The 21,852-nt window shown below is 70.6% G+C and carries 18 protein-coding genes and 4 tRNA genes; 12 read left to right on the top strand and 10 right to left on the bottom strand.

Features of this window, described 5'->3' with window-relative positions; translation table 11 throughout:
• Positions 1–85: 85 nt before the first annotated feature.
• Both hrpA and ACZ3HQ_RS11995 read left to right on the top strand, forming a co-directional pair.
• Positions 86–4,030 carry an ATP-dependent RNA helicase HrpA gene (hrpA, locus tag ACZ3HQ_RS12000; protein WP_467509822.1) on the top strand — a complete coding sequence of 1,315 codons (3,945 nt, stop codon included), beginning with the start codon at positions 86–88 and terminating at the stop codon, positions 4,028–4,030.
• A gap of 95 nt (positions 4,031–4,125) precedes the next feature.
• Positions 4,126–4,200: transfer RNA gene (locus ACZ3HQ_RS11995), tRNA-Asp, on the top strand.
• Between the two features lie 701 nt (positions 4,201–4,901).
• Here ACZ3HQ_RS11995 and bldC read toward each other — a convergent pair.
• Entirely contained in the window at positions 4,902–5,108 is a 207-nt protein-coding gene (gene bldC, locus ACZ3HQ_RS11990) for a developmental transcriptional regulator BldC (RefSeq protein ID WP_003949541.1), read from the bottom strand.
• A 531-nt stretch (positions 5,109–5,639) separates the two neighbouring features.
• Positions 5,640–6,482 (bottom strand): DUF8083 family protein, encoded by an 843-nt coding sequence (locus ACZ3HQ_RS11985; protein ID WP_467509820.1) that lies wholly within the window; start codon positions 6,480–6,482, stop codon positions 5,640–5,642.
• 250 nt (positions 6,483–6,732) lie between these two features.
• On the opposite strand from ACZ3HQ_RS11985, the gene ACZ3HQ_RS11980 reads away from it, so the two are divergent.
• Together ACZ3HQ_RS11980 and ACZ3HQ_RS11975 are read left to right on the top strand one after the other, a co-directional pair.
• Positions 6,733–7,827, top strand: a complete 1,095-nt coding sequence (locus ACZ3HQ_RS11980; RefSeq protein WP_467509818.1) for a Leu/Phe/Val dehydrogenase — start codon at positions 6,733–6,735, stop codon at positions 7,825–7,827.
• 345 nt (positions 7,828–8,172) lie between these two features.
• Positions 8,173–8,424 carry a DUF3073 domain-containing protein gene (locus tag ACZ3HQ_RS11975; protein WP_030816885.1) on the top strand — a complete coding sequence of 84 codons (252 nt, stop codon included), beginning with the start codon at positions 8,173–8,175 and terminating at the stop codon, positions 8,422–8,424.
• Positions 8,425–8,554: 130 nt separating this feature from the next.
• Here the strand turns inward: ACZ3HQ_RS11975 and purM are convergent, their stop codons facing one another.
• From purM to purS, 7 genes are all read right to left on the bottom strand, one after another.
• Entirely contained in the window at positions 8,555–9,625 is a 1,071-nt protein-coding gene (gene purM / locus ACZ3HQ_RS11970; RefSeq protein ID WP_467509816.1) for a phosphoribosylformylglycinamidine cyclo-ligase, read from the bottom strand.
• A 43-nt stretch (positions 9,626–9,668) separates the two neighbouring features.
• Positions 9,669–11,198 (bottom strand): amidophosphoribosyltransferase, encoded by a 1,530-nt coding sequence (purF, locus tag ACZ3HQ_RS11965; protein ID WP_030816890.1) that lies wholly within the window; start codon positions 11,196–11,198, stop codon positions 9,669–9,671.
• Positions 11,199–11,398: 200 nt separating this feature from the next.
• Positions 11,399–11,860, bottom strand: a complete 462-nt coding sequence (locus ACZ3HQ_RS11960) for an META domain-containing protein (protein WP_467509813.1) — start codon at positions 11,858–11,860, stop codon at positions 11,399–11,401.
• 37 nt (positions 11,861–11,897) lie between these two features.
• Positions 11,898–12,653, bottom strand: coding sequence for a sterol carrier family protein (locus tag ACZ3HQ_RS11955; protein WP_467509811.1), 756 nt, complete (start codon positions 12,651–12,653; stop codon positions 11,898–11,900).
• A 59-nt stretch (positions 12,654–12,712) separates the two neighbouring features.
• Entirely contained in the window at positions 12,713–14,971 is a 2,259-nt protein-coding gene (purL, locus tag ACZ3HQ_RS11950) for a phosphoribosylformylglycinamidine synthase subunit PurL (protein WP_467509809.1), read from the bottom strand.
• Positions 14,968–15,648 carry a phosphoribosylformylglycinamidine synthase subunit PurQ gene (gene purQ, locus ACZ3HQ_RS11945; RefSeq protein ID WP_030816895.1) on the bottom strand — a complete coding sequence of 227 codons (681 nt, stop codon included), beginning with the start codon at positions 15,646–15,648 and terminating at the stop codon, positions 14,968–14,970. The genes purL and purQ overlap by 4 nt, the downstream gene beginning before the upstream one ends.
• Entirely contained in the window at positions 15,645–15,908 is a 264-nt protein-coding gene (gene purS / locus ACZ3HQ_RS11940) for a phosphoribosylformylglycinamidine synthase subunit PurS (protein ID WP_366573092.1), read from the bottom strand. The genes purQ and purS overlap by 4 nt, the downstream gene beginning before the upstream one ends.
• 315 nt (positions 15,909–16,223) lie before the next feature.
• On the opposite strand from purS, the gene ACZ3HQ_RS11935 reads away from it, so the two are divergent.
• The 8 genes from ACZ3HQ_RS11935 to ACZ3HQ_RS11900 all read left to right on the top strand — a co-directional run bounded on the left by ACZ3HQ_RS11935 (position 16,224) and on the right by ACZ3HQ_RS11900 (position 20,909).
• Entirely contained in the window at positions 16,224–16,541 is a 318-nt protein-coding gene (locus tag ACZ3HQ_RS11935; protein WP_030816899.1) for a histone-like nucleoid-structuring protein Lsr2, read from the top strand.
• A 157-nt stretch (positions 16,542–16,698) separates the two neighbouring features.
• Positions 16,699–16,770: transfer RNA gene (locus tag ACZ3HQ_RS11930), tRNA-Gly, on the top strand.
• 79 nt (positions 16,771–16,849) lie between these two features.
• Positions 16,850–16,922: transfer RNA gene (locus ACZ3HQ_RS11925), tRNA-Gly, on the top strand.
• A gap of 150 nt (positions 16,923–17,072) precedes the next feature.
• Entirely contained in the window at positions 17,073–18,029 is a 957-nt protein-coding gene (locus ACZ3HQ_RS11920) for an ABC transporter ATP-binding protein (RefSeq protein ID WP_467510022.1), read from the top strand.
• Positions 18,026–18,829 carry an ABC transporter permease gene (locus ACZ3HQ_RS11915; protein WP_467509807.1) on the top strand — a complete coding sequence of 268 codons (804 nt, stop codon included), beginning with the start codon at positions 18,026–18,028 and terminating at the stop codon, positions 18,827–18,829. Before ACZ3HQ_RS11920 ends, ACZ3HQ_RS11915 begins: the two co-directional genes overlap by 4 nt.
• A 47-nt stretch (positions 18,830–18,876) precedes the next feature.
• Positions 18,877–20,157: a sensor histidine kinase gene (locus tag ACZ3HQ_RS11910; protein ID WP_467509805.1), complete on the top strand. Its 1,281-nt coding sequence runs from the start codon at positions 18,877–18,879 to the stop codon at positions 20,155–20,157.
• A gap of 29 nt (positions 20,158–20,186) precedes the next feature.
• A complete protein-coding gene (locus ACZ3HQ_RS11905; protein ID WP_467510020.1) occupies positions 20,187–20,810 on the top strand; it encodes a response regulator in 624 nt (207 codons plus the stop codon).
• A 23-nt stretch (positions 20,811–20,833) separates the two neighbouring features.
• Positions 20,834–20,909, top strand: a tRNA-Gly gene (locus ACZ3HQ_RS11900).
• A 41-nt stretch (positions 20,910–20,950) separates the two neighbouring features.
• On the opposite strand, the gene ACZ3HQ_RS11895 is transcribed toward ACZ3HQ_RS11900, so the two are convergent.
• Positions 20,951–21,850: a phosphoribosylaminoimidazolesuccinocarboxamide synthase gene (locus tag ACZ3HQ_RS11895; protein ID WP_467509803.1), complete on the bottom strand. Its 900-nt coding sequence runs from the start codon at positions 21,848–21,850 to the stop codon at positions 20,951–20,953.
• Between the last annotated feature and the right edge of the window lie 2 nt (positions 21,851–21,852).

Raw genomic sequence — 21,852 nt, 5'->3', positions numbered from 1 at the left:
CGCACCGGTCCCCGGCGCACCCGAGAGCACACCCGAGCCAATTCATTCGCGCGGGATTTCCCCGAGGTGAGATCCTGGATCGCGTATGTCTACGCATCCCGCCCCCGCCTTGGGGTCTCTCGCCTCCCGTCTGACCGAGCTGTCGCTGCGTGACGCGCACCGGTTCGGGCGCAGGCTCGAAGGCGCACGCAAGATCCGTAAGCCGGAGGCGCGTGCCGCCGTGCTGACCGAGCTGGAGGGTGAGGTCGACAAGGCCGCCTCCAGGATGGCCGAGCGGCGCTCCCGTGTGCCCTCGGTCAGCTATCCCGAGCAGCTTCCGGTCAGCCAGAAGAAGGACGAGATCGCGGCCGCCATCCGCGATCATCAGGTCGTCATCGTGGCCGGTGAGACCGGCTCCGGAAAGACCACCCAGATCCCCAAGATCTGTGTGGAGCTGGGCCGGGGCGTGCGCGGGATGATCGGGCACACCCAGCCCCGCCGGATCGCGGCCCGGACCGTCGCGGAGCGCGTCGCCGACGAGCTGCACACCCCGCTCGGCGAGACCGTCGGCTGGAAGGTCCGTTTCACCGACCAGGTGAACCCGGACGCCACCTTCATCAAGCTGATGACCGACGGCATCCTGCTCGCGGAGATCCAGAACGACCGCGAGCTGCGCGCCTACGACACGATCATCATCGACGAGGCGCACGAGCGGTCCCTCAACATCGACTTCCTGCTGGGCTACCTCGCCCAGTTGCTGCCCAGGCGTCCGGACCTGAAGGTCGTCATCACCTCGGCGACCATCGACCCGGAGCGGTTCTCCCGGCATTTCGGGGACGCTCCGATCGTCGAGGTCAGCGGGCGGACGTACCCGGTGGAGGTGCGCTACCGGCCGCTGCTGGAGGAGGACTCCTCCGACGCCGACCGGGACCAGATCACCGCGATCACCGACGCCGTCGAGGAACTGATGGCCGAGGGGCCCGGCGACATCCTCGTCTTCCTCTCCGGCGAGCGGGAGATCCGGGACACCGCGGACGCGCTGGAGAAGAAGAAGTACCGGATGACCGAGGTGCTGCCGCTGTACGCGCGCCTCTCGCACGCCGAGCAGCACCGGGTCTTCCAGCAGCACACCGGGCGCCGCATCGTGCTGGCGACCAACGTCGCCGAGACCTCGCTGACCGTGCCCGGCATCAAGTACGTCATCGACCCCGGCTTCGCCCGGATCAGCCGCTACAGCCACCGCACCAAGGTCCAGCGGCTGCCCATCGAGCCGGTCTCGCAGGCCAGCGCCAACCAGCGCAAGGGCCGCTGCGGCCGTACCTCCGACGGCATCTGCATCCGGCTGTACTCCGAGGACGACTTCCTCGCCCGGCCGGAGTTCACCGACGCCGAGATCCTGCGCACCAACCTCGCCTCCGTCATCCTGCAGATGACCGCGGCCGGCCTCGGCGACATCGAGAAGTTCCCCTTCATCGACCCGCCGGACCACCGCAACATCCGCGACGGCGTCCAGTTGCTCCAGGAGCTGCACGCCCTCGACCCGGCGCAGAAGGACCCGCGCAAGCGGCTCACCGACACCGGCCGCAAGCTCGCGCAGCTCCCCGTGGACCCGCGCCTGGCACGCATGGTGCTGGAGGCCGCGAAGAACGGCTGTGTCCGCGAGGTCATGGTCATCGCCGCCGCCCTGTCCATCCAGGACCCGCGCGAGCGCCCGGCCGACAAGCAGGCCCAGGCCGACCAGAGCCACGCCCGCTTCCGCGACGAGACCAGCGACTTCCTCGCCTACCTCAACCTGTGGCGGTATCTGCGCGAGCAGCAGAAGGAGCGGGGCTCCTCCTCGTTCCGCCGGATGTGCAAGCAGGAGTACCTGAACTTCCTGCGCGTGCGCGAGTGGCAGGACATCTACCTCCAGCTCCGCACGGTCGCCAAGCAGATGGACATCCATCTCAACGAGGAGGACGCCCCCGCCGACCGCGTCCATGTCTCCCTGCTCGCGGGTCTGCTCTCCCACGTCGGGATGAAGGACGTGAAGGACGGCAACAAGAACGAGTACCTGGGCGCCCGCAACGCCAAGTTCGCGGTGTTCCCCGGCTCCTCGCTCTTCAAGAAGCAGCCCAAGTTCCTGATGTCCGCCGAGCTGGTGGAGACCTCCCGCCTCTGGGCCCGCGTCAACGCGAAGATCGAGCCCGAGTGGGTCGAGCCGCTCGCCGGCCACCTCCTGAAGCGCACCTACAGCGAACCGCACTGGGAGAAGGACCAGGCGGCCGTGATGGCGTACGAGAAGGTGACGCTGTACGGCGTGCCGATCGTCGCCCAGCGCAAGGTGAACTACGGGCGGATCGACCCGGAGATCTCCCGTGAGCTGTTCATCCGAAACGCCCTGGTCGAGGGCGACTGGCGCACCCACCACAAGTTCTTCGCCGACAACCGCAGGCTGCTCAGCGAGGTCGAGGAGCTGGAGCACCGGGCGCGGCGCCGGGACATCGTCGTGGACGACGAGACCCTGTTCGACTTCTACGACCAGCGCGTGCCCGAACACGTCGTCTCCGGTGCCCACTTCGACTCCTGGTGGAAGCGCAAGCGGCACGAGCAGCCCGAATACCTGGACTTCGAGCGGGAGATGCTCATCCGGGAGTCGGCGGAGGCGGTCACCAAGGCCGACTATCCCGACAGTTGGCGCCAGGGCGAGCTGAAGTTCCGGGTGACCTACCAGTTCGAGCCCGGCGCGGACGCCGACGGTGTGACCGTGCACATCCCGCTCCAGGTGCTCAACCAGGTCACCGACGAGGGCTTCGAGTGGCAGATCCCTGGCCTGCGCGAGGACGTGGTCACCGAGCTGATCCGCTCGCTGCCCAAGCCGATCCGCCGCCACTACGTCCCGGCGCCGAACTACGCCAAGAAGTTCCTTCAGCGGGCGGTCCCTCTCCAGGAGCCGCTGGCGACGACCATGGCGCGTGAGCTGAAGCGCATGGTGGGCGTGCCCTTCGAGGCCGAGGACTTCGACTGGTCGAAGGTGCCGGACCACTTGAAGGTCACCTTCCGGATCGTGGACGAGCGCCGCCGCAAGCTGGCCGAGGGCAAGGACCTGGAGGCGCTCAAGCTTCAGTTGCGCCCCAAGGCACGCCAGGCGATCTCGCAGGCGGCCGCCGCCACCGCGTCCCGGCAGGGCGGCCCCTCGCTGGAGCGCTCCGGCCTGACCGACTGGTCGATCGGCACGCTCAGCCGGGTCTTCGAGACCCGCCGGGCCGGGCAGCCAGTGAAGGCGTACCCGGCGCTGGTGGACGACGGCGACACGGTCTCGGTCCGCCTCTTCGACACCGAGGAGGAGCAGGCCGAGGCGATGTGGAAGGGCGTGCGCCGGCTGATCCTGCGCAACATCCCGGTGAACCCGGCGAAGTTCGCGTCGGACAAGCTGACCAACGCGCAGAAGCTCGCGCTCTCCGCCAACCCGCACGGTTCGGTGCAGGCGCTGTTCGACGACTGCGCGATGGCGGCGGCCGACAAGCTGATCGCGGACTTCGGCGGCCCGGTGTGGGACGAGGAGTCGTACCGGAAGCTCTACGACAAGGTGCGGGCCGACATCGTGGACACCACCGTGCGTGCGGTGGGCCAGGTGCAGCAGGTGCTGGCCGCCTGGCAGGCGTGCGAACGGCGCCTGAAGACCGTCTCCAGCCCCGTGCTGCTGGCCAACCTCACCGACGTACGGCAGCAGTTGGACGCGCTGGTGAAGCCCGGCTTCGTCACCTGGGCGGGGATCGCGCGGCTGCCGGACCTGATGCGCTACCTGGTGGCCGCCGACCGGCGGCTGCAGCAGATGCCGGGCAACGTCCAGCGGGACACCACCCGCATGCAGAAGGTGCACGAGATGCGGGACGAGTACGCCTGGCTGCTGGAGCAGCTTCCCCAGGGGCGGCCGGTGCCCCGGCGGGTGCTGGACATCCGCTGGATGCTGGAGGAGCTGCGGGTCAGCTATTTCGCCCACGCGCTGGGCACCGCCTACCCCGTCTCCGACAAGCGGATCGTGAAGGCGATCGACGCGGCCGTACCGTAATCGCGCGGTCGCACCGGGTGAGTTCGACCCGGGCACCCGGACTCCTGTACAGTCCTTCTCGCAGCGCAACGCAGAAGTGAAGCGCCGCACCAGATGGTCCTGTGGAGCAGTTTGGAGTGCTCGCCACCCTGTCAAGGTGGAGGCCGCGGGTTCAAATCCCGTCAGGACCGCAGTAACGAGAAGGGCCCCCGGATCTCCGGGGGCCCTTCCGCCGTTCCGGGTGCCCGTCGGCACCCTTGACGGGGTCACGTCCCGCCGGTACCCAGACGGCAGGCTCCCTTCCCCCTGTACGGCCTGCGGAGGTGACGTACGGCGGTATCCCCCGGCACGGGACGCGGGCGCCCCTGAGGGCGCCCCTGGCGGCCACCTCACCCCGCCGGCACCGCACACCGGCCGCCGCCCCAACACCCGTTCCCGCAGGGGATGGTGAGACGGGAAGAGCGCCAATAGCGCACCTGTGCACGGGACAACAAGCGTCTTGTGGTGTGACGGGAGTCACGGCATGAGTTTTTGAAACTCAGGTTTTTACCGCTGCCCTACAACAGGTCAATTTAATATGTGCAATTGCACTCTCCCCGAGGGTGTCCCGCCCGGCTCCCCGATCAGATGCGGGGGACTTCCCACAGCCCTCCCCAGACTCCGACAGGGCCGCTCACGCGGGGCCCCGGGGGGCGCTCGCGAGCGCACAAAAAAGATCGCGCTGGACCCGGCGGAGTCCAGCGCGATCTATGACGCACCCGGTGCCACGTGCCTTGGAAAGTTCGTCCGGCGTGGGCATGGGGCCTGTTGGGGCAGGCCCGCGTCGTTTGGAGCTAGGGTTCGGGCACTTCGGCCGGTTGGGGGCCGGTCGTTTTGCCCGGTTGTTCAGTTGTTATGCCTCGCTGCGCTGCTGCGGGATGCCCGCGAGCAGAGCGCGGACCTCCGCCTCGCGGTAGCGACGATGCCCGCCGAGCGTGCGGATCGACGTGAGCTTGCCGGCCTTCGCCCACCGCGTGACCGTCTTGGGGTCGACACGGAACATGGTGGCGACCTCAGCCGGGGTCAGCAGCGGCTCGGCATCAGGGGTGCGAGCGGTCATGAGCGGCCTCCTCGGGAGAACCGAACCTTCTCGGTTCTTTCCTCTAAATTCTGCACCTTGACCCGCGTTGCCCGAAATGGCGGACGCGAGTCGAGTCGGTTATAGGACGAACGGCTTGTCCTCGGCACTACAACTACACCATCTGTCCAGCCGCGTCGGCCAAACCGATGGAATTGCCCTCCCAGGTGTTCATCCACGACGGAAGCCGATGGACCATGCCATAGCGGACAGTCACGCCGACGTGACGATCAGTCACATGGCGCTCGGGAGTCACAAGACCCCCCAAAGCTAGCAATGCGGAGAATCCGCCCACAGTGGAGCACAGATGGGCAGACAGAGCCCTCCCCGGACTCCTTGTCCTATTTTGGCACGAGGAGTGGCAAGAGACGCAAGGGCCGTGTAAGTGCCGTCCATCACCCAATGAGGCAAAAGCCCGGTTCGAGGCCAACGCCCCGTCAAACGGTCCAAGTTCCGTAGACCGTACGCTGTTCGAGCCTATTTCGACCGTGACGTGCGTCACTCCGTGCGGGCTCAGTTCGCCGAGCGCAGGTCCCGGATCGACCGCCAGCGGACGGCGAGCCGGGTGTAGGCGTGGGTCGCGGCGCTCTCGTCGCCCCGGCGCAGCGCGTCGATGCCGGCGGCCACGTCCGCCGCGGAGTGGTCCTCCTCCAGCGTCCCGGCCGGCACCGCGTGCACCAGGCCGCCGTAGTCCAGCTCCACCACCGAGCGCGGGTGGAACTCCTCCAGCCAGCGGCCGACGTCCAGCACACCGTCGATCAGCGGGCTCTCCCGCACCGTGTCCCTCAGGGTGCGCAGCGCCCGCGCCACCCGGCGGCGGGCCTGCACCATCGGCGTGCGGTAGCGCAGCAGGGCCGGGGTCTCGCCGCTGCGCGGCTCGAAGCGGCGCTCCTCGTCGGCGACCAGCACGAACCAGTTCAGCGGGATCTGCCAGGCCGCCCCGCGAATCCAGGGGCGCGCCTCGGGGTTGCGCTCCAGCCAGCGCTCGTAGTCCTGGGCGGCCTGGTCGCGCACCAGGGGCGGCAGCACCGCGTCCAGCACCGGGGTGGGCAGCTCCTCGCCCAGGCCCGCCAGCGCCTGCCAGCCGCGCAGCCGGGTGCGCCAGGGGCAGACGCAGACCACGCCGTCCCGCTCCAGCACGAACGCGTCGGCGCTCTCGTGCACCGGCACCGCGACGGGCGGGGTGGGCAGCAGGTCGGCCAGCGAGCGGCGCAGCTCGTCCTGATAGGTGGGGCGGTCGGCGCGGCGGGCGTAGCGGGCCCAGTGATCGCGCTCCGGCTCCGGGAAGGCGGCCAGGGGCTCGTACACGCGCAGGTAGGCGGCGTAGGGGACGACCACCGAGGACACCTTGGCCACGCCTGCTCCCTCCCCGTCGGGGTCACCTCGAAACCACTGCAAATCGTGCCACGGCACCGCGCCGGCGTCGCACCTGCGGGTGATCCTCTCCGGAGGCCGGTCGTGGGACGGGCGCAGGCTCTACTCTCAGCCGTGCGGCCCAACCGCCGCGTGGCAGCACCCAGCCACCCTCCCCCGCCACCAAAAGTGTGGGGAAACCCCCAGGGGCACTCCGGCCCCGCCCGCCGCTTCTTGCACAGGAGTCACCACAGTGACCGAGGTAACCGGCGTCACCACAGATGTCCTGCACACCCTGTTCCACTCGGACCAGGGCGGCCATGAGCAGGTCGTGCTCTGCCAGGACCGCGCCACCGGCCTGAAGGCCGTCATCGCCATCCACTCCACCGCGCTGGGCCCCGCGCTCGGCGGCACCCGCTTCCACCCGTACCCGAACGAGGCGGCGGCCGTGGCCGACGCGCTCCAGCTCGCGCGCGGGATGTCGTACAAGAACGCCATGGCCGGGCTCGACCACGGCGGCGGCAAGGCCGTGATCATCGGTGACCCCGCGCGGGACCGCACGGAGGAGCTGCTGCTCGCCTACGGCCGCATGGTCGCCTCGCTCGGCGGCCGCTACGTCACCGCGTGCGACGTCGGCACCTATGTCGCCGACATGGACGTGGTGGCCCGCGAGTGCCGCTGGACCACCGGCCGCTCCCCCGAGCAGGGCGGCGCCGGCGACTCCTCGGTGCTCACCGCCTTCGGCGTCTACCAGGGCATGCGCGCCTCCGCCCAGCACCTGTGGGGCGACCCCTCGCTGCGGGACCGGGTGGTCGGCATCGCGGGCGTCGGCAAGGTCGGCCGCCATCTGGTCGGGCACCTGCTCGCGGAGGGCGCCCAGGTCGTGGTGACCGACGTCCGCGGCGAGGCCGTGGACGCGATCGTGGCGGCCCACCCCGCCGTGCGCCGGGTCGCGGACACCGAGGCGCTGATCCGGCTGGAGGGGCTCGACATCTACGCCCCCTGCGCGCTCGGCGGGGCCCTGGACGACCACACGGTGCCGGTGCTCACCGCGTCCGTGGTGTGCGGCGCGGCCAACAACCAGCTCGCCCACCCGGGCGTGGAGAAGGACCTCCAGGACCGGGGCATCCTCTACGCGCCGGACTACGTGGTGAACGCGGGCGGGGTCATCCAGGTCGCCGACGAGCTGCACGGCTTCGACTTCGAGCGGTGCCGGGCGAAGGCCGCGAAGATCTTCGACACCACGCTGGCGATCTTCGCACGTGCGAAGGAGGACGGGGTTCCGCCGGCCGCCGCGGCCGACCGGATCGCCGAGCAGCGGATGGCCGACGCGCGCGCCGCCCGCTGACCGACACGCCGGGGAAACGCGGGCCGGGCGATCTTGCCCGGCCCGCGCCGGGGCGGGCACCCGGTGCCCCCGGCGGTACCCGCCGGGGGCAACTTGGAGAGAACTGTCACTTCCGTCGGCGGGTCGTACCCCGATAAGTGGTTAAAATCGCCATTGACCAGCGAGGACAGGGCTCCTCGTGGGTCCTGTGCACACGCGCGTGCTGCGGGCGACGTACCGTATGGGCGCGGGCTCAGGTACCGTGGAAGCCCTACGGACCGGCCTCTCTGCGGGGAGTCCGTTTCGGATCATGAACGCGTGTCAGACTCTGGGGCCGTTGAGCCCCGTCACCGAGGGGGTCGAGCCATGGGGCGCGGCCGGGCCAAGGCCAAGCAGACGAAGGTCGCCCGCCAGCTGAAGTACAACAGCGGTGGGACTGATCTGTCGCGTCTGGCCAGTGAACTGGGCGCATCTACTTCGAACCAGCCGCCGAACAGCGAGCCGTTCGAGGACGATGAGGACGACGAGGAAGACCTCTACTCCCGTTACGCCGACCTCTATGAGGACGACGACGAGGACGAGGACGACGGTCCCTCACAGCACCGTCGCGGCGCTTGACCTTGTACTGAGCATCTTGCGATGAGCACCGGAAGACCGGTCGATGGCACTGCCACCGACCGGCTTTCGTGTTGTCCGGAAGCGGGCGGGCGGCCGCGGCCCGCCGGGCCGCCCTGACCGCCCGGCCCGGCTAGACCGCGTAGTCGCCGACGAGGCCGGCCGCGCTCTCCTGCTCGCCGCGCTCGGCGATCGTGCCGGCCACCCAGGCTTCGACGCCCCGGTCGGCCAGCGTGGTCAGCGCCGCCTCGGCGGACTCCGCCGGGACGACGGCCATCATGCCGACGCCCATGTTCAGCGTCTTCTCCAGCTCCAGGCGCTCGACGTCGCCCGTCCGGCCGACCAGGTCGAAGATCGCGCCCGGCGTCCAGGTGGAGCGGTCCACGGTGGCGTACAGCCCGTCCGGGATCACCCGGGCGAGGTTGGCCGCGAGGCCGCCGCCGGTGATGTGCGAGAAGGCGTGCACCTCGGTGGTACGGGTCAGCGCCAGGCAGTCCAGCGAGTAGATCCTGGTGGGCTCCAGCAGCTCCTCGCCGAGCGTCCGGCCCAGCTCCGCGACCTCGCTCTCCAGCGCCAGCCCGGCCCGCTCCAGCAGGACGTGGCGGACCAGGGAGTACCCGTTGGAGTGAAGCCCGGAGGACGCCATGGCGATCACCACGTCGCCGGAGCGGATGCGGTCGGGGCCCAGCAGCCGGTCGGCCTCCACCACGCCGGTGCCGGCGCCGGCCACGTCGAAGTCGTCCGGGCCCAGCAGTCCGGGGTGCTCGGCGGTCTCGCCGCCGACCAGGGCGCACCCGGCGAGCACACAGCCCTCCGCGATGCCCTTGACGATCGCGGCGACCCGCTCGGGGTGGACCTTGCCGACACAGATGTAGTCGGTCATGAACAGCGGCTCGGCGCCGCACACCACGATGTCGTCCATGACCATGGCGACCAGGTCGTGCCCGATGGTGTCGTACACGCCGAGGCGGCGCGCGATGTCGACCTTGGTGCCGACCCCGTCCGTGGCCGAGGCCAGCAGCGGGCGCTCGTAGCGCTTGAGGGCGGAGGCGTCGAAGAGGCCGGCGAAGCCGCCGATGCCGCCGAGGACCTCGGGGCGGCGGGTCTTCCTCACCCACTCCTTCATCAGCTCGACGGCGCGGTCGCCCGCCTCGATGTCGACGCCCGCGCTCGCGTAGCTGACGCCCGTGGTCTCAGAGGACATGACTTGAGAGAACTTTCCTGTCGTACGGCTCGGACGGCGCGGCTCAGGGACGCCGGATGGCGTCGGCCGCGGCGGTGGTGGCGGGCCCGGCCGCCAGCTCGGTCTCCAGCAACTGCTTGCCGAGCAGCTCGGGATCGGGCAGGTCCATCGGGTACTCACCGTCGAAGCAGGCGCGGCACAGGTCCGGCTTGGCGATGGTGGTCGCCTCGATCATGCCGTCGAGGGAGATGTACGCGAGCGAGTCGGCGCCCAGGCTGGTGCCGATCTCCTCGATCGTCATGCCGTTGGCGATCAGCTCGGCGCGGGTGGCGAAGTCGATGCCGAAGAAGCAGGGCCACTTCACCGGGGGCGAGGAGATCCGGATGTGGACCTCGGCGGCGCCCGCCTCGCGCAGCATGCGGACCAGGGCCCGCTGGGTGTTGCCGCGCACGATGGAGTCGTCCACGACGACCAGGCGCTTGCCCTTGATGACTTCCTTGAGCGGGTTCAGCTTCAGCCGGATGCCGAGCTGGCGGATCGTCTGCGAGGGCTGGATGAAGGTCCGGCCGACGTAGGCGTTCTTCACCAGGCCGTTGCCGAAGGGGATGCCGGACGCCTCGGCGTACCCGATCGCGGCCGGGGTGCCGGACTCCGGCGTCGCTATGACCAGGTCGGCCTCGGCGGGCGCCTCCTTGGCCAGGCGGCGGCCCATCTCGACGCGGGACAGGTACACGTTCCGGCCGGCGATGTCGGTGTCCGGGCGGGCCAGGTACACGTACTCGAAGACACAGCCCTTGGGCTTCGCTTCCGCGAACCGGGAGGTGCGCAGGCCGTTCTCGTCGATGGCGATGAACTCGCCCGGCTCGATCTCCCGGACGTAGGACGCGCCGCAGATGTCGAGCGCGGCGGACTCGGAGGCGACCACCCAGCCGCGCTCCAGCCGGCCGAGGACCAGCGGGCGGATGCCCTGCGGGTCACGGGCGGCGTAGAGGGTGTGCTCGTCCATGAAGACGAGGGAGAAGGCGCCCTTGACCTTGGGGAGCACCGCGTGGGCGGCCTCCTCGATGGTCAGCGGCTTGCCGTCCTCGTCGACCTGCGCGGCCAGGAGTGCCGTCAGCAGGTCGGTGTCGTTGGTGGCCGCGACGCGGGTGGAACGGCCGTTGGTGTCCTTGGGCAGGTCGGCGACCATCTCCGCCAACTGGGCGGTGTTGACCAGGTTGCCGTTGTGGCCGAGCGCGATCGAACCATGCGCGGTGGCGCGGAACGTCGGCTGGGCGTTCTCCCACACGGAGGCGCCGGTGGTCGAGTAGCGGGCGTGTCCGACCGCGATATGACCCTGGAGCGAACCGAGGGAGGTTTCGTCGAAGACCTGGGAGACCAGGCCCATGTCCTTGAAGACGAGGATCTGGGAGCCGTTGCTGACCGCGATTCCCGCGGATTCCTGGCCCCGGTGCTGGAGGGCGTAGAGCCCGAAGTACGTGAGCTTTGCGACCTCTTCACCCGGCGCCCAGACACCGAAGACGCCGCAAGCGTCCTGGGGGCCTTTTTCGCCGGGAAGCAGATCGTGATTGAGTCGACCGTCACCACGTGGCACGTTTCCGAGTGTAGGCGAGGTAGACCGCTGGGCCGAATTGGGGATATGTGGCCCCCGCCGAACCCGGACTCGCGATCACCTTGGTTGATTTCGCGTTTGCGCAGGTCAGAGAGGTGATCGCGCGTCGGGGCGCGGGTGGCCGGGGCTCAGGTGAGCACTCCCGGAGCCTCTGGGGCCCATTCTGAGTGAGTTGTCGCACATCATCGGGACGCGCCCGGCGTGAGCTGGATGCGCCCGCCCCCGCCCGTGGTGAGGGTGAGCGCCCCGTCGTCGGTACGCGCGGTCAGGGCACCGGAGTTGAGGGCGCGGGTCAGCGCGCGTTCGAAGGTCATCCGGGGTTCGTCGCAGGCCATGCGGGTCGTGCGCAGGGTGCCGAAGTCGATCCGGCCGTCGTCGATCGTGGTGGGCGCGGAGAAGGTGTTGCAGCCGAGGTTGCCGGTCGCGCGGCCCTCGTCGTCGATGCGGATGCGGGCGGCCGCGGGGGCGCGGTGGGTGGTCCCGCCCTCGGTGACGCTGTCCACCCGCCAGTCGGTGCCGGTCAGCCTGGGCGGCGGAGCCACCGAGCCGCTGCCGGTGTCGGCGCTGTCGTTCCCACAGGCCACCGCGAGCGGTACGAGCGCGGCGGCCACGGTCAGTGTGATGCGCTGCGTGTGCCGGTCCATACCCCTCCGACGTGCGCGGCGCGGCCGGGGTTCCCCGCTATCGGCCGAGTGGCAGCAGACCGGAGAGGTCGGCACGCTCCCCGCTGGCGCTGACCTCGGCCCGTGCGATGGCGTCCGCCCAGGTCAGGCGACCGGTGGCGAGCCGGACCCAGGTGAGCGGGCCGGTCTCGACCACGTTGGGCGGCGTCCCCCGCGTGTGTCTGAGCCCCTCGACGCACTGCACCACCGCGTACGGGGGCACCCGTACCTCGGTGGACCCGCCGGGCGCCTTCGCGGCGAGGGCGTCGGCGAGCAGCCGGGTCGCGGCGGCCAGCGCGTGCCGGTCCTGCGGCACCTCGAGTCCGGGCACCGCGTCGGACAGGTCGTCGGCGACGAGGACCAGCTCCACGGCACGGGTGACCAGGAACTCGTTGAGCGGCAGCACCCCGGCACCGGTGTCCACGAGCGGGCTGCCCGGATGGTCGGCCAGCAGGTTCCGCAGATCGTCCTCGGCGGCGGCGAGATCGAGCGGTACGGGTGTGAAGGCGACGGCCCTGCGCAACGGCCACTCGGCCAGCGGCAGCGTCTGCTTGAACTGCGCCGGCCGCTCCACCGCCTGCCGCACGGCGACGACGGACGCGGCGGCCTGCGCGGCCAGCTCCCGCACGGTCATCCCCTCCCGCCGTGTGGGCAGCGCGAGTTGACCGGGATCAAGCCCCTCCACGGCCTCCCGCACCGCACCGAGCTGCGCGAGCACGGCACCACGGGTCCGCAGGGGGTCGTACTTACGGGGACGCTTCTTGGCCGGAGGCATGGAGCGACCCTATGCCGGGACGGCCCCCGCCCGGGCGGGGCGGGGGCCGTCCGCGGTCGTCACGCCAGCAGTGCCGGGATCGTGTTCTCGTGCGCCTCGCGCAGCTCGGCCAGGGGGAGGGTGAACTCGCCCTGGACGTCGACCGAGTCGCCGTCGACGACGCCGATGCGGGTGGCCGGGAGGCCGCGCGCCCCGCACATGTCGGTGAAGCGGAGTTCCTCCGAGCGCGGTACGGCGACCAGCGCGCGGCCGGCCGACTCCGAGAGGAGGAAGGTGAAGGCGTCCAGACCGTCCGGGACGACCAGCCGCGCGCCCTTGTCCCCGAGCAGTGCCGACTCGACCACGGCCTGGATGAGGCCGCCGTCGGAGAGGTCGTGCGCGGAGTCGACCATGCCGTCGCGGGAGGCGGAGATCAGGATCTCGGCGAGCAGCCGCTCCCGCTCCAGGTCGACCTTCGGGGGCAGTCCGCCGAGGTGGTCGTGGACGACCTGGGACCAGGCCGAGCCGCCGAACTCCTCGGAGGTGTCGCCCAGCAGGTAGAGGAGCTGGCCCTCTTCCTGGAAGGCGACCGGGGTGCGCCGGGCCACGTCGTCGATGACGCCGAGGACCGCGACCACCGGGGTCGGGTGGATGGCCGCCTCGCCGGTCTGGTTGTACAGCGAGACGTTGCCGCCGGTCACCGGGGTACCGAGCTGGAGGCAGCCGTCCGCCAGACCGCGCACGGCCTCCGCGAACTGCCACATCACGGCCGGGTCCTCGGGCGAACCGAAGTTCAGGCAGTCGGAGACGGCGAGCGGCTTGGCACCGGTCGTCGCCACGTTCCGGTACGCCTCCGCCAGCGCGAGCTGCGCGCCGGTGTACGGGTCGAGCTTGGCGTAGCGGCCGTTGCCGTCGGTGGCGATGGCGACGCCGAGGCCGGTCTCCTCGTCCACGCGGATCATGCCGGAGTCCTCCGGCTGGGCGAGGACGGTGTTGCCCTGCACGAAGTGGTCGTACTGCGAGGTGATCCACTTCTTCGACGCCTGGTTGGGCGACGCGACCAGCTTGAGGATCTGCGAGCGCAGTTCCTCGGGCGTGGCCGGGCGGGGCAGCTTGTTCGCGTCGTCGGCCTGGAGGGCGTCCTGCCAGTCGGGGCGGGCGTAGGGACGCTCGTAGACCGGGCCGTCGTGGGCGACGGTGCGCGGGTCGACGTCGACGATCTTCTGCCCGTGCCAGAAGATCTCCAGCCGGTCGCCGTCGGTGACCTCACCGATGACGGTGGCGATGACGTCCCACTTCTCGCAGATCTCCAGGAAGCGGTCGACCTTCTCCGGCTCGACCACCGCGCACATGCGTTCCTGCGACTCGCTCATGAGGATCTCCTCGGGCGAGAGCGTGGAGTCGCGCAGCGGCACGTCGTCCAGGGTGACGCGCATGCCGCCGGAGCCGTTGGAGGCCAGCTCGCTGGTGGCGCAGGAGAGCCCGGCCGCGCCGAGGTCCTGGATGCCCACGACGAGCTTCTCCTTGAACGCCTCCAGGGTGCACTCGATGAGGAGCTTCTCCTGGAAGGGGTCGCCGACCTGGACTGCCGGGCGCTTCGAGGGCTTGGCGTCGTCGAAGGTCTCGGAGGCGAGGATCGAGGCGCCGCCGATGCCGTCGCCGCCGGTGCGGGCGCCGTAGAGGATGACCTTGTTGCCCGTGCCGGACGCCTTGGCGAGGTGGATGTCCTCGTGCCGCATGACGCCGATGGCACCGGCGTTGACCAGCGGGTTGCCCTGGTAGCAGGCGTCGAAGACGACCTCGCCGCCGATGTTGGGCAGGCCCAGGCAGTTGCCGTAGCCGCCGATGCCGGCGACGACGCCGGGCAGGACGCGCTTGGTGTCGGGGTGGTCGGCGGCGCCGAAGCGCAGCGGGTCCACGACCGCGACCGGGCGGGCGCCCATGGCGATGATGTCGCGCACGATGCCGCCGACGCCGGTCGCGGCGCCCTGGTAGGGCTCCACGTACGACGGGTGGTTGTGGGACTCGACCTTGAAGGTGACCGCGTAGCCCTGGCCGACGTCCACCACACCGGCGTTCTCACCGATGCCGACGAGCATGGCGTCCGACTGGGGCGCCTTCTCGCCGAACTGGCGCAGGTGGACCTTGGAGGACTTGTACGAGCAGTGCTCGGACCACATCACCGAGTACATGGCGAGTTCGGCGCCGGTCGGGCGGCGGCCGAGGATCTCGACCACGCGGTCGTACTCGTCCTTCTTCAGACCGAGTTCGGCCCAGGGCAGCTCGACGTCAGGGGTGGCGGCCGCGTTGTCGACCGTGTCCAGAGGCGTCCGGCTCATGCGTTGACCAGCTTCTTGAGGATCGAGGTGAAGAACGGGAGGCCGTCGGTGCGGCCCGTGCCGATCAGCGGCTCGACGGCGTGCTCGGGGTGCGGCATGAGGCCGACGACGTTCCCGGCCTCGTTGGTGATGCCGGCGATGTCCCGCAGCGAGCCGTTGGGGTTCATGTCCAGGTAGCGGAAGACGACCCGGCCCTCCGCCTCCAGCTTGTCGAGCGTGTACTCGTCGGCGACGTACCGGCCGTCCATGTTCTTCAGCGGGATGTGGATCTCCTGGCCCTGGCGGTAGTCGCCGGTCCAGGCCGTTCCCGCGTTCTCCACCCGCAGCTTCTGGTCGCGGCAGATGAAGTGGAGGTGGTCGTTGCCGAGCATCCCGCCGGGCAGCAGGTGCGCCTCGGTGAGGACCTGGAAGCCGTTGCAGATGCCGAGGACCGGAAGACCGGCCTTCGCCTGCTCGATGACGGACTCCATCACCGGCGAGAAGCGGGAGATCGCGCCGGCGCGCAGATAGTCGCCGTAGGAGAAACCGCCGGGCAGCACCACGGCGTCGACCTGCTTCAGGTCCTTGTCCTTGTGCCACAGCGCGACCGGTTCGGCACCCGCGAGCGTGATCGCCCTCCGGGTGTCACGGTCGTCGAGGCTTCCCGGAAATGTGACGACGCCAATACGAGCGGTCACTCTGCGGCCCCCGCTACTTCCTCCACCTTCACGGTGAAGTCTTCGATCACGGTGTTGGCGAGGAAGGATTCCGCCAGATCATGGATGCGGGCGAGCGCGGCCTCGTCGACCGGCCCCTCCACTTCCAGCTCGAATCGCTTTCCCTGACGGACGTCCGAGATCCCGCTGAAACCCAGGCGCGGCAGCGCACGCTGGACCGCCTGGCCCTGGGGGTCGAGGATCTCCGGCTTGAGCATGACGTCGACTACGACGCGTGCCACTGGCACTCCCGGTGTGTGGTGCTGAGCAGGTCCCTTCAGACTACCCGTACAAAATTTCTACGCGAGTAGAGTTGGAGGTTTCTACGTGACCCGCATCACGATCGGGTGTCGGGCACCGGCCCCGGAGAAAATTTCTGGGAAAGTTCTGCGGGCCGCCGGTGATGCCTATTGAGTCCGGACACGCGGACGTATTCAGTAGGGCTTCCCAATTCATTGGCGCGCACTGTACAAATGAATTGGCAATAGCCGATACTCGGCACGTCATTGCCGGTCAGGACTGGCGAACCGGCGTGCCGCACGAAGGGACCGATATCCGTGGCGCAAAAGGTCGTGGTCACGCTCTTCGACGACATCGACGGCTCGGAAGCGGCGGAAACGATCGCCTTCGGACTCGACGGCAAGTCGTACGAGATCGACCTGAACGAAACCAACGCCAAGAAACTGCGCAAGGCGCTCGCGCCCTACGTGGAGGCCGGCCGCAAGCGCGCCCGGTCCGGCAAGGCGTACCGGCAGACCGAGGTCGCTCCCGACCCGTCCGCCATCCGCGCCTGGGCCCAGGCCAACAAGATGGACGTGCCCGCGCGCGGCCGCATCCCCAAGAAGGTCTACGAGGCGTTCAGCGAGGCCCGCTGAACCCTGCGGGCCTCACCCCTCAGGGCCCCGGACCTCGGGCCCTGAGACTCGTTCACCTGTCCCCGCGGGGAACCGACTTGCGCAACCCCCCTGCTGATCGGCTAATGTCTGGCTCACGCCGAGGGGCGAAGCCGAAAGGCCGAAACCCACGGAGCGTGCGGGTGTAGTTCAGTAGTAGAACACCCCCCTTCCAGGGGGGAGGCGCAGTGTGCGATTCCTGTCACCCGCTCTGGCACCGGTCATGACCATCCTTTTGGATCAGGTAGGCTGGTGCTCGCACCGATCGGTGGGAGCCGGTCGGGAGCAGTGCGGACGTAGCTCAGTTGGTAGAGCGCAACCTTGCCAAGGTTGAGGTCGCGAGTTCGAGCCTCGTCGTCCGCTCAGCGAAAAGGCCCCGGTCTTCGGACCGGGGCCTTTTGCATGCCCCGATGCGATGGCTGCCCGATGAGGGCTGACATTTGTCATGCCGGCCGATGACATCGCGCACTGCCGGACCGGCCGGGACGCCGGGACGCTGAGTTCATGGACAGCATGGACAGCGACGAGCAAGACCACGTGATCGAGGTCACCGACCTGCGGCGCGTCTACGGCACCGGATTCGAGGCCGTGCGCGGCATCACCTTCTCCGTGGCGCGCGGGGAGGTCTTCGCCCTGCTCGGCACCAACGGCGCGGGCAAGACGTCGACCGTCGAACTGCTGGAGGGGCTGGCCCCTCCAGCGGGCGGCCGGGTCCGGGTGTTCGGCCACGATCCCTACCGCGAGCGCGCCGCCGTACGCCCCCGTACCGGGGTCATGCTCCAGGAGGGCGGCTTCCCCTCCGACCTCACGGTCGCGGAGACCACCCGCATGTGGGCGGGCTGCACCAGCGGGGCCCGGCCCGGGGCGGAGGTGCTGGAGCGCGTGGGCCTCGCCGGGAAGAGCGGCGTACGCGTGAAGCAGCTCTCCGGGGGTGGGCGGCGCCGGCTCGACCTGGCGCTCGCGCTGCTCGGCGATCCCGAAGTGCTGTTCCTGGACGAGCCGACGACCGGGCTGGACGCCGAAGGGCGCCGGGAGACCTGGGAGTTGGTGCGCTCGCTGCGCGACGCGGGCACGACCGTGCTGCTCACCACGCACTACCTGGAGGAGGCGGAGGGGCTCGCCGACCGGCTCGCCATCCTGCGCGAGGGCTCCCTCGCGGTCACCGGCACCCCGGCGGAGGTGAGCGCGGCCCAGCCGTCCCGGATCTCCTTCCGCCTGCCCGAGGGCTGGTTCCCGGGCGACCTGCCGCCACTGCACGAACTGGGCGCCTGCGGCCATGACGTCGAGTCCCGGACCATCCGGCTGCGCACACATGAACTCCAGCGCACCGCGACCGAGTTGCTGGTGTGGGCCCGCGGGGCCGGAGTGGAACTGCACGGCCTGGACGCCCGGTCCGCCTCGCTCGAGGAGGCGTTCCTGGAGATCGCGCGCGGGACCTCCGGGCCCCGCCGGAAGGAGTACGCCCGATGAGCGGCACACACCTCGCCCCACGGCCGTCGACCGCCCGCACCACCCCGCTCGGCCGCATGGCCGCGCTGGCCCGCGCCGAGCTGTCCTCGTTCGCCCGGAACCGGGGCACGCTGGCCGCCGCCGTGCTCGTGCCGCTGGTCCTGCCGTTCAGTGTGCGCTCGGGGGTCGGACGGCTGGATCTGAAGGACACGGGTCTCACCGTCGGACTGGTGATGGTGCCCGCGTCCATCGGCTTCTCGCTGCTGTTCGCCGTCTACTCCACCCTCGTCGGCGTGTTCGTCACCCGGCGCGAACAGCTCGTCTTCAAGCGCCTGCGTACCGGCGAGCCGCGGGACGCCGAGATCCTCGCCGCCTCCGCCCTGCCGGCCGTCGCCGTCGCGCTCGCCCAGTGCGCGGTCCTGACGGCCGCGTGCACGGTCCTGCTGCACGTCCCCGCCCCGCGCTCTCCCCAACTCGCCCTGCTCGGCGTGGTGTCGGGGGTGGTGCTGTGCGGGGCGTCCGCCGCGCTCACCGCCGTGTGGACCCGCACCGGTGAGAGCGCCCAGATGACCACGGTCCCCCTGGTGCTCCTCTCGGCGCTCGGCTCCGGCATCGTCATCCCGCTGGAACTCTTCCCCGAACGGCTGGCCCGCCTCTGCGAACTGCTGCCGCTCACCCCGGTGATCACCCTGGTACGCGCCGGCTGGACCGGTGACCTCGGCGCGGGCGACGCCCTGCGGGCGGTGGCCGTCGCGCTGGTCTGGACGGGCGCCGCCGTGTTTGCTGTACGGCGGTGGTTCCGGTGGGAGCCCCGGCGCTGAACCGGCCGGGACGGCCGGTTCCGGAGGACCGGAAAGGGGGGCGGGACATGCGCGGGCCGGTCGGCTGGTGGCGCGGGAAGAGCACGCCGGCCAAGGTCGAGACGTACACCCGGTGGTCGTTCCACGTCTTCGCCGTGCTGGAGGTCATGTCGGTCGGGCTGCCCGTCCTCTCTCAGCTTCCGGGCGCCTCGGGGATGTGGCTCGTCCTGCTCGTGTTCCTGCACGCCGGTGTCTGCGCCGTGACCGCGGCCCGGTCGCTGGACTGGACGCGTGGGCTGCGCCCCCAGCCGGTGCGGCTGCTGTGGACGCTGGCCGCCGTCACCGCGGCCGTCGCGGTGACGAGCGTCGCCGTCGCCCAGCGCGGCCCGCACGGCGACGCCGTGGCGACGGGGACGGGAACGCTCTTCGCGGGCTCGCTCAGTTTCGGCGGCGGCACCATCGCGCTCGGCGTGCGCGACCGGCGCCGGGTGCTCGCCATCGTGGTGGGTTTCGCGGCCGGCGCGGGCCTGTACACCTTCCCGCTGCACATCCCCGGGCTCACCGGGCTCGGCACGACGCTGGCGGTGCTGATCGGCGCCGGGTTCCTCGCCTTCACCTCGCTCTTCTCCGTCTGGCTGCTGAACGCCGTCTACGAGCTGGACGAGGCCCGCGAGACCCGCGCGCGGCTCGCCGTCGCGGAGGAGCGGCTGCGCTTCGGACGCGACCTGCACGACGTGCTGGGCCGCAATCTGGCGGTGATCGCCCTGAAGGCCGAGCTGGCGGTGCGGCTGGGGCGGCGCGGCAGCCCGGAGGCGGTGGAGCAGATGATCGAGGCGCAGCGGCTGGCTCAGGAGTCGCAGCGCGAGGTGCGCGCGGTGGTCCGCGGCTACCGGGAGGTCGACATCGCGGCGGAACTTGCGGGCGCGCAGGGCGTGTTGACGGCCGCCGGTATCGACTGCTCGATCACCGGCAGCCGGTCGGCGGCCGAGCTGCCGGCTCCGGTGCGCTCCGCGCTCGCCTGGGTGGTCCGGGAGGCCGCGACCAACGTGCTGCGGCACGGCGACCCTCGGGAGTGCGCCGTGACCCTGTCCGTGACGGACTCCGGTGTGGAGCTGCGCGTGGAGAACGACGGCGTACGCCCCTCGCCCTCCGGCGACCGCCCGGGGTCGGGCCTGGCGGGCCTGCGCGAACGCCTGGCCGGCCTCGACGGCACCCTGCGTGCCGGGCCGGCGGGAGACGGCCGCTACCGGCTGACGGCACGCGTACCGCTGAGCCCGTCCGGCGAGGCGGCGCCATCGGGTCCGTCCGACGGCGTGCCGGAACTCTCGGCGGAGGGGACGCACCGGTGAACCAGGTTCCATCCACCGACGAGGACCCCATGACGACACCCCCCGCTCGCCTGCGGCTGCTGCTCGCCGACGACGAGCATCTGATCCGGGGCGCGCTCGCCGCCCTGCTCTCCCTGGAGGAGGACCTGCTGGTCGTCGCGGAGGCGGCCAGCGGGCCCGAGGCACTGGCGATGGCGCGGGCGCACACCCCCGACGTCGCCGTGCTGGATCTTCAGATGCCGGGTGCCGACGGTGTGAGTGTGGCCACATCCCTGCGGGCCGAGCTGCCCGGATGCCGGGTGCTGATCGTGACCGGGCACGGGCGGCCGGGCCACCTGAAGCGGGCGCTCGCGGCCGGTGTGCGGGGGTTCGTGCCGAAGACGGTCAGCGCCGAACGGCTCGCGGAGATCATCCGTACCGTGCACGCCGGAAACCGCTACGTCGACCCCGAGTTGGCCGCCGACGCGATCTCCGCCGGTGACTCCCCGCTGACCGCGCGGGAGGCCGAGGTGCTGGAACTGGCGGCCGACGGGGCGCCGGTCACGGAGATCGCGGAGCGGGCCGCGCTCTCACCGGGGACGGTACGGAACTACCTCTCCTCGGCCGTCACCAAGCTGGGCGCGGAGAACCGGCACACCGCGGTGCGTCTCGCACGCGACCGGGGTTGGGTATAGTTGGCTCCGCGCCACGGCGCACTGCGGACGTAGCTCAGTTGGTAGAGCGCAACCTTGCCAAGGTTGAGGTCGCGAGTTCGAGCCTCGTCGTCCGCTCCATGAAGAAGCCCCCGGTTTTCGAACCGGGGGCTTCTCTCGTCTCAGCTCCAGCGGGTGCCGGTCAGGCGCTCGTACGCCTCGATGTACTTGGCGCGGGTCGCCTCCACCACCTGTTCGGGCAGCGCGGGCGGGGGCTGCTCGCTCGCGCGGTCCCAGCCGGACTCGGGGCCGGTGAGCCAGTCCCGCACGAACTGCTTGTCGTACGACGGCTGGGCGTGGCCCGGCTCCCATGTCTCGGCCGGCCAGAAGCGGGACGAGTCGGGGGTGAGCACCTCGTCGGCGAGGACCAGGGTGTCGCCGTCGAAGCCGAACTCGAACTTGGTGTCCGCCAGTACGATCCCCCGCTCCCGGGCGATGTCGCGGGCGCGGGCGTACACGGCGAGGGTGAGCTGGCGGAGCTGGGCGGCGGTCTCGGCGCCGACCTGGCGGGCCACCTCCTCGTACGACACGTTCTCGTCGTGCTCGCCGACCTCGGCCTTGGTGGCCGGGGTGAAGATCGGGCCGGGCAGCTCCGAGCCGTCCACCAGCCCCTCGGGCAGCGCGAGCCCGCAGACCGTGCGCGACTCCCGGTACTCCGCGAGGCCCGAGCCGGTCAGGTAGCCGCGCGCCACGCACTCCACCGGGACCATGTCCAGCGACTTGCAGACCAGGGTGCGGCCCGCCCAGTCGTCCGGGGCGCCCTTGGGCAGCTCGGTGCTGATGACGTGGTTGGGCGCCAGGTCCCGGAGCTGGTCGAACCACCACAGGGACAACTGGGTCAGCACCCGGCCCTTGTCGGGGATCTCGGTGGGCAGCACCCAGTCGTACGCGGAGATGCGGTCGCTGGCGACCATCACGAGGTCGCCCGCCTCGTCGCGGTACAGCTCGCGCACCTTGCCGGTGTGCAGGTGCACCAGACCCGGAACCTGGATCGGCTCGGGCTTTTCTACGAATCCGGACACGG

The organism is Streptomyces sp. NPDC018263 (genome assembly GCF_055562575.1).
Note: the sequence above shows the minus strand (reverse complement) of the source record. Positions and strands in the feature narration are given on the sequence as shown.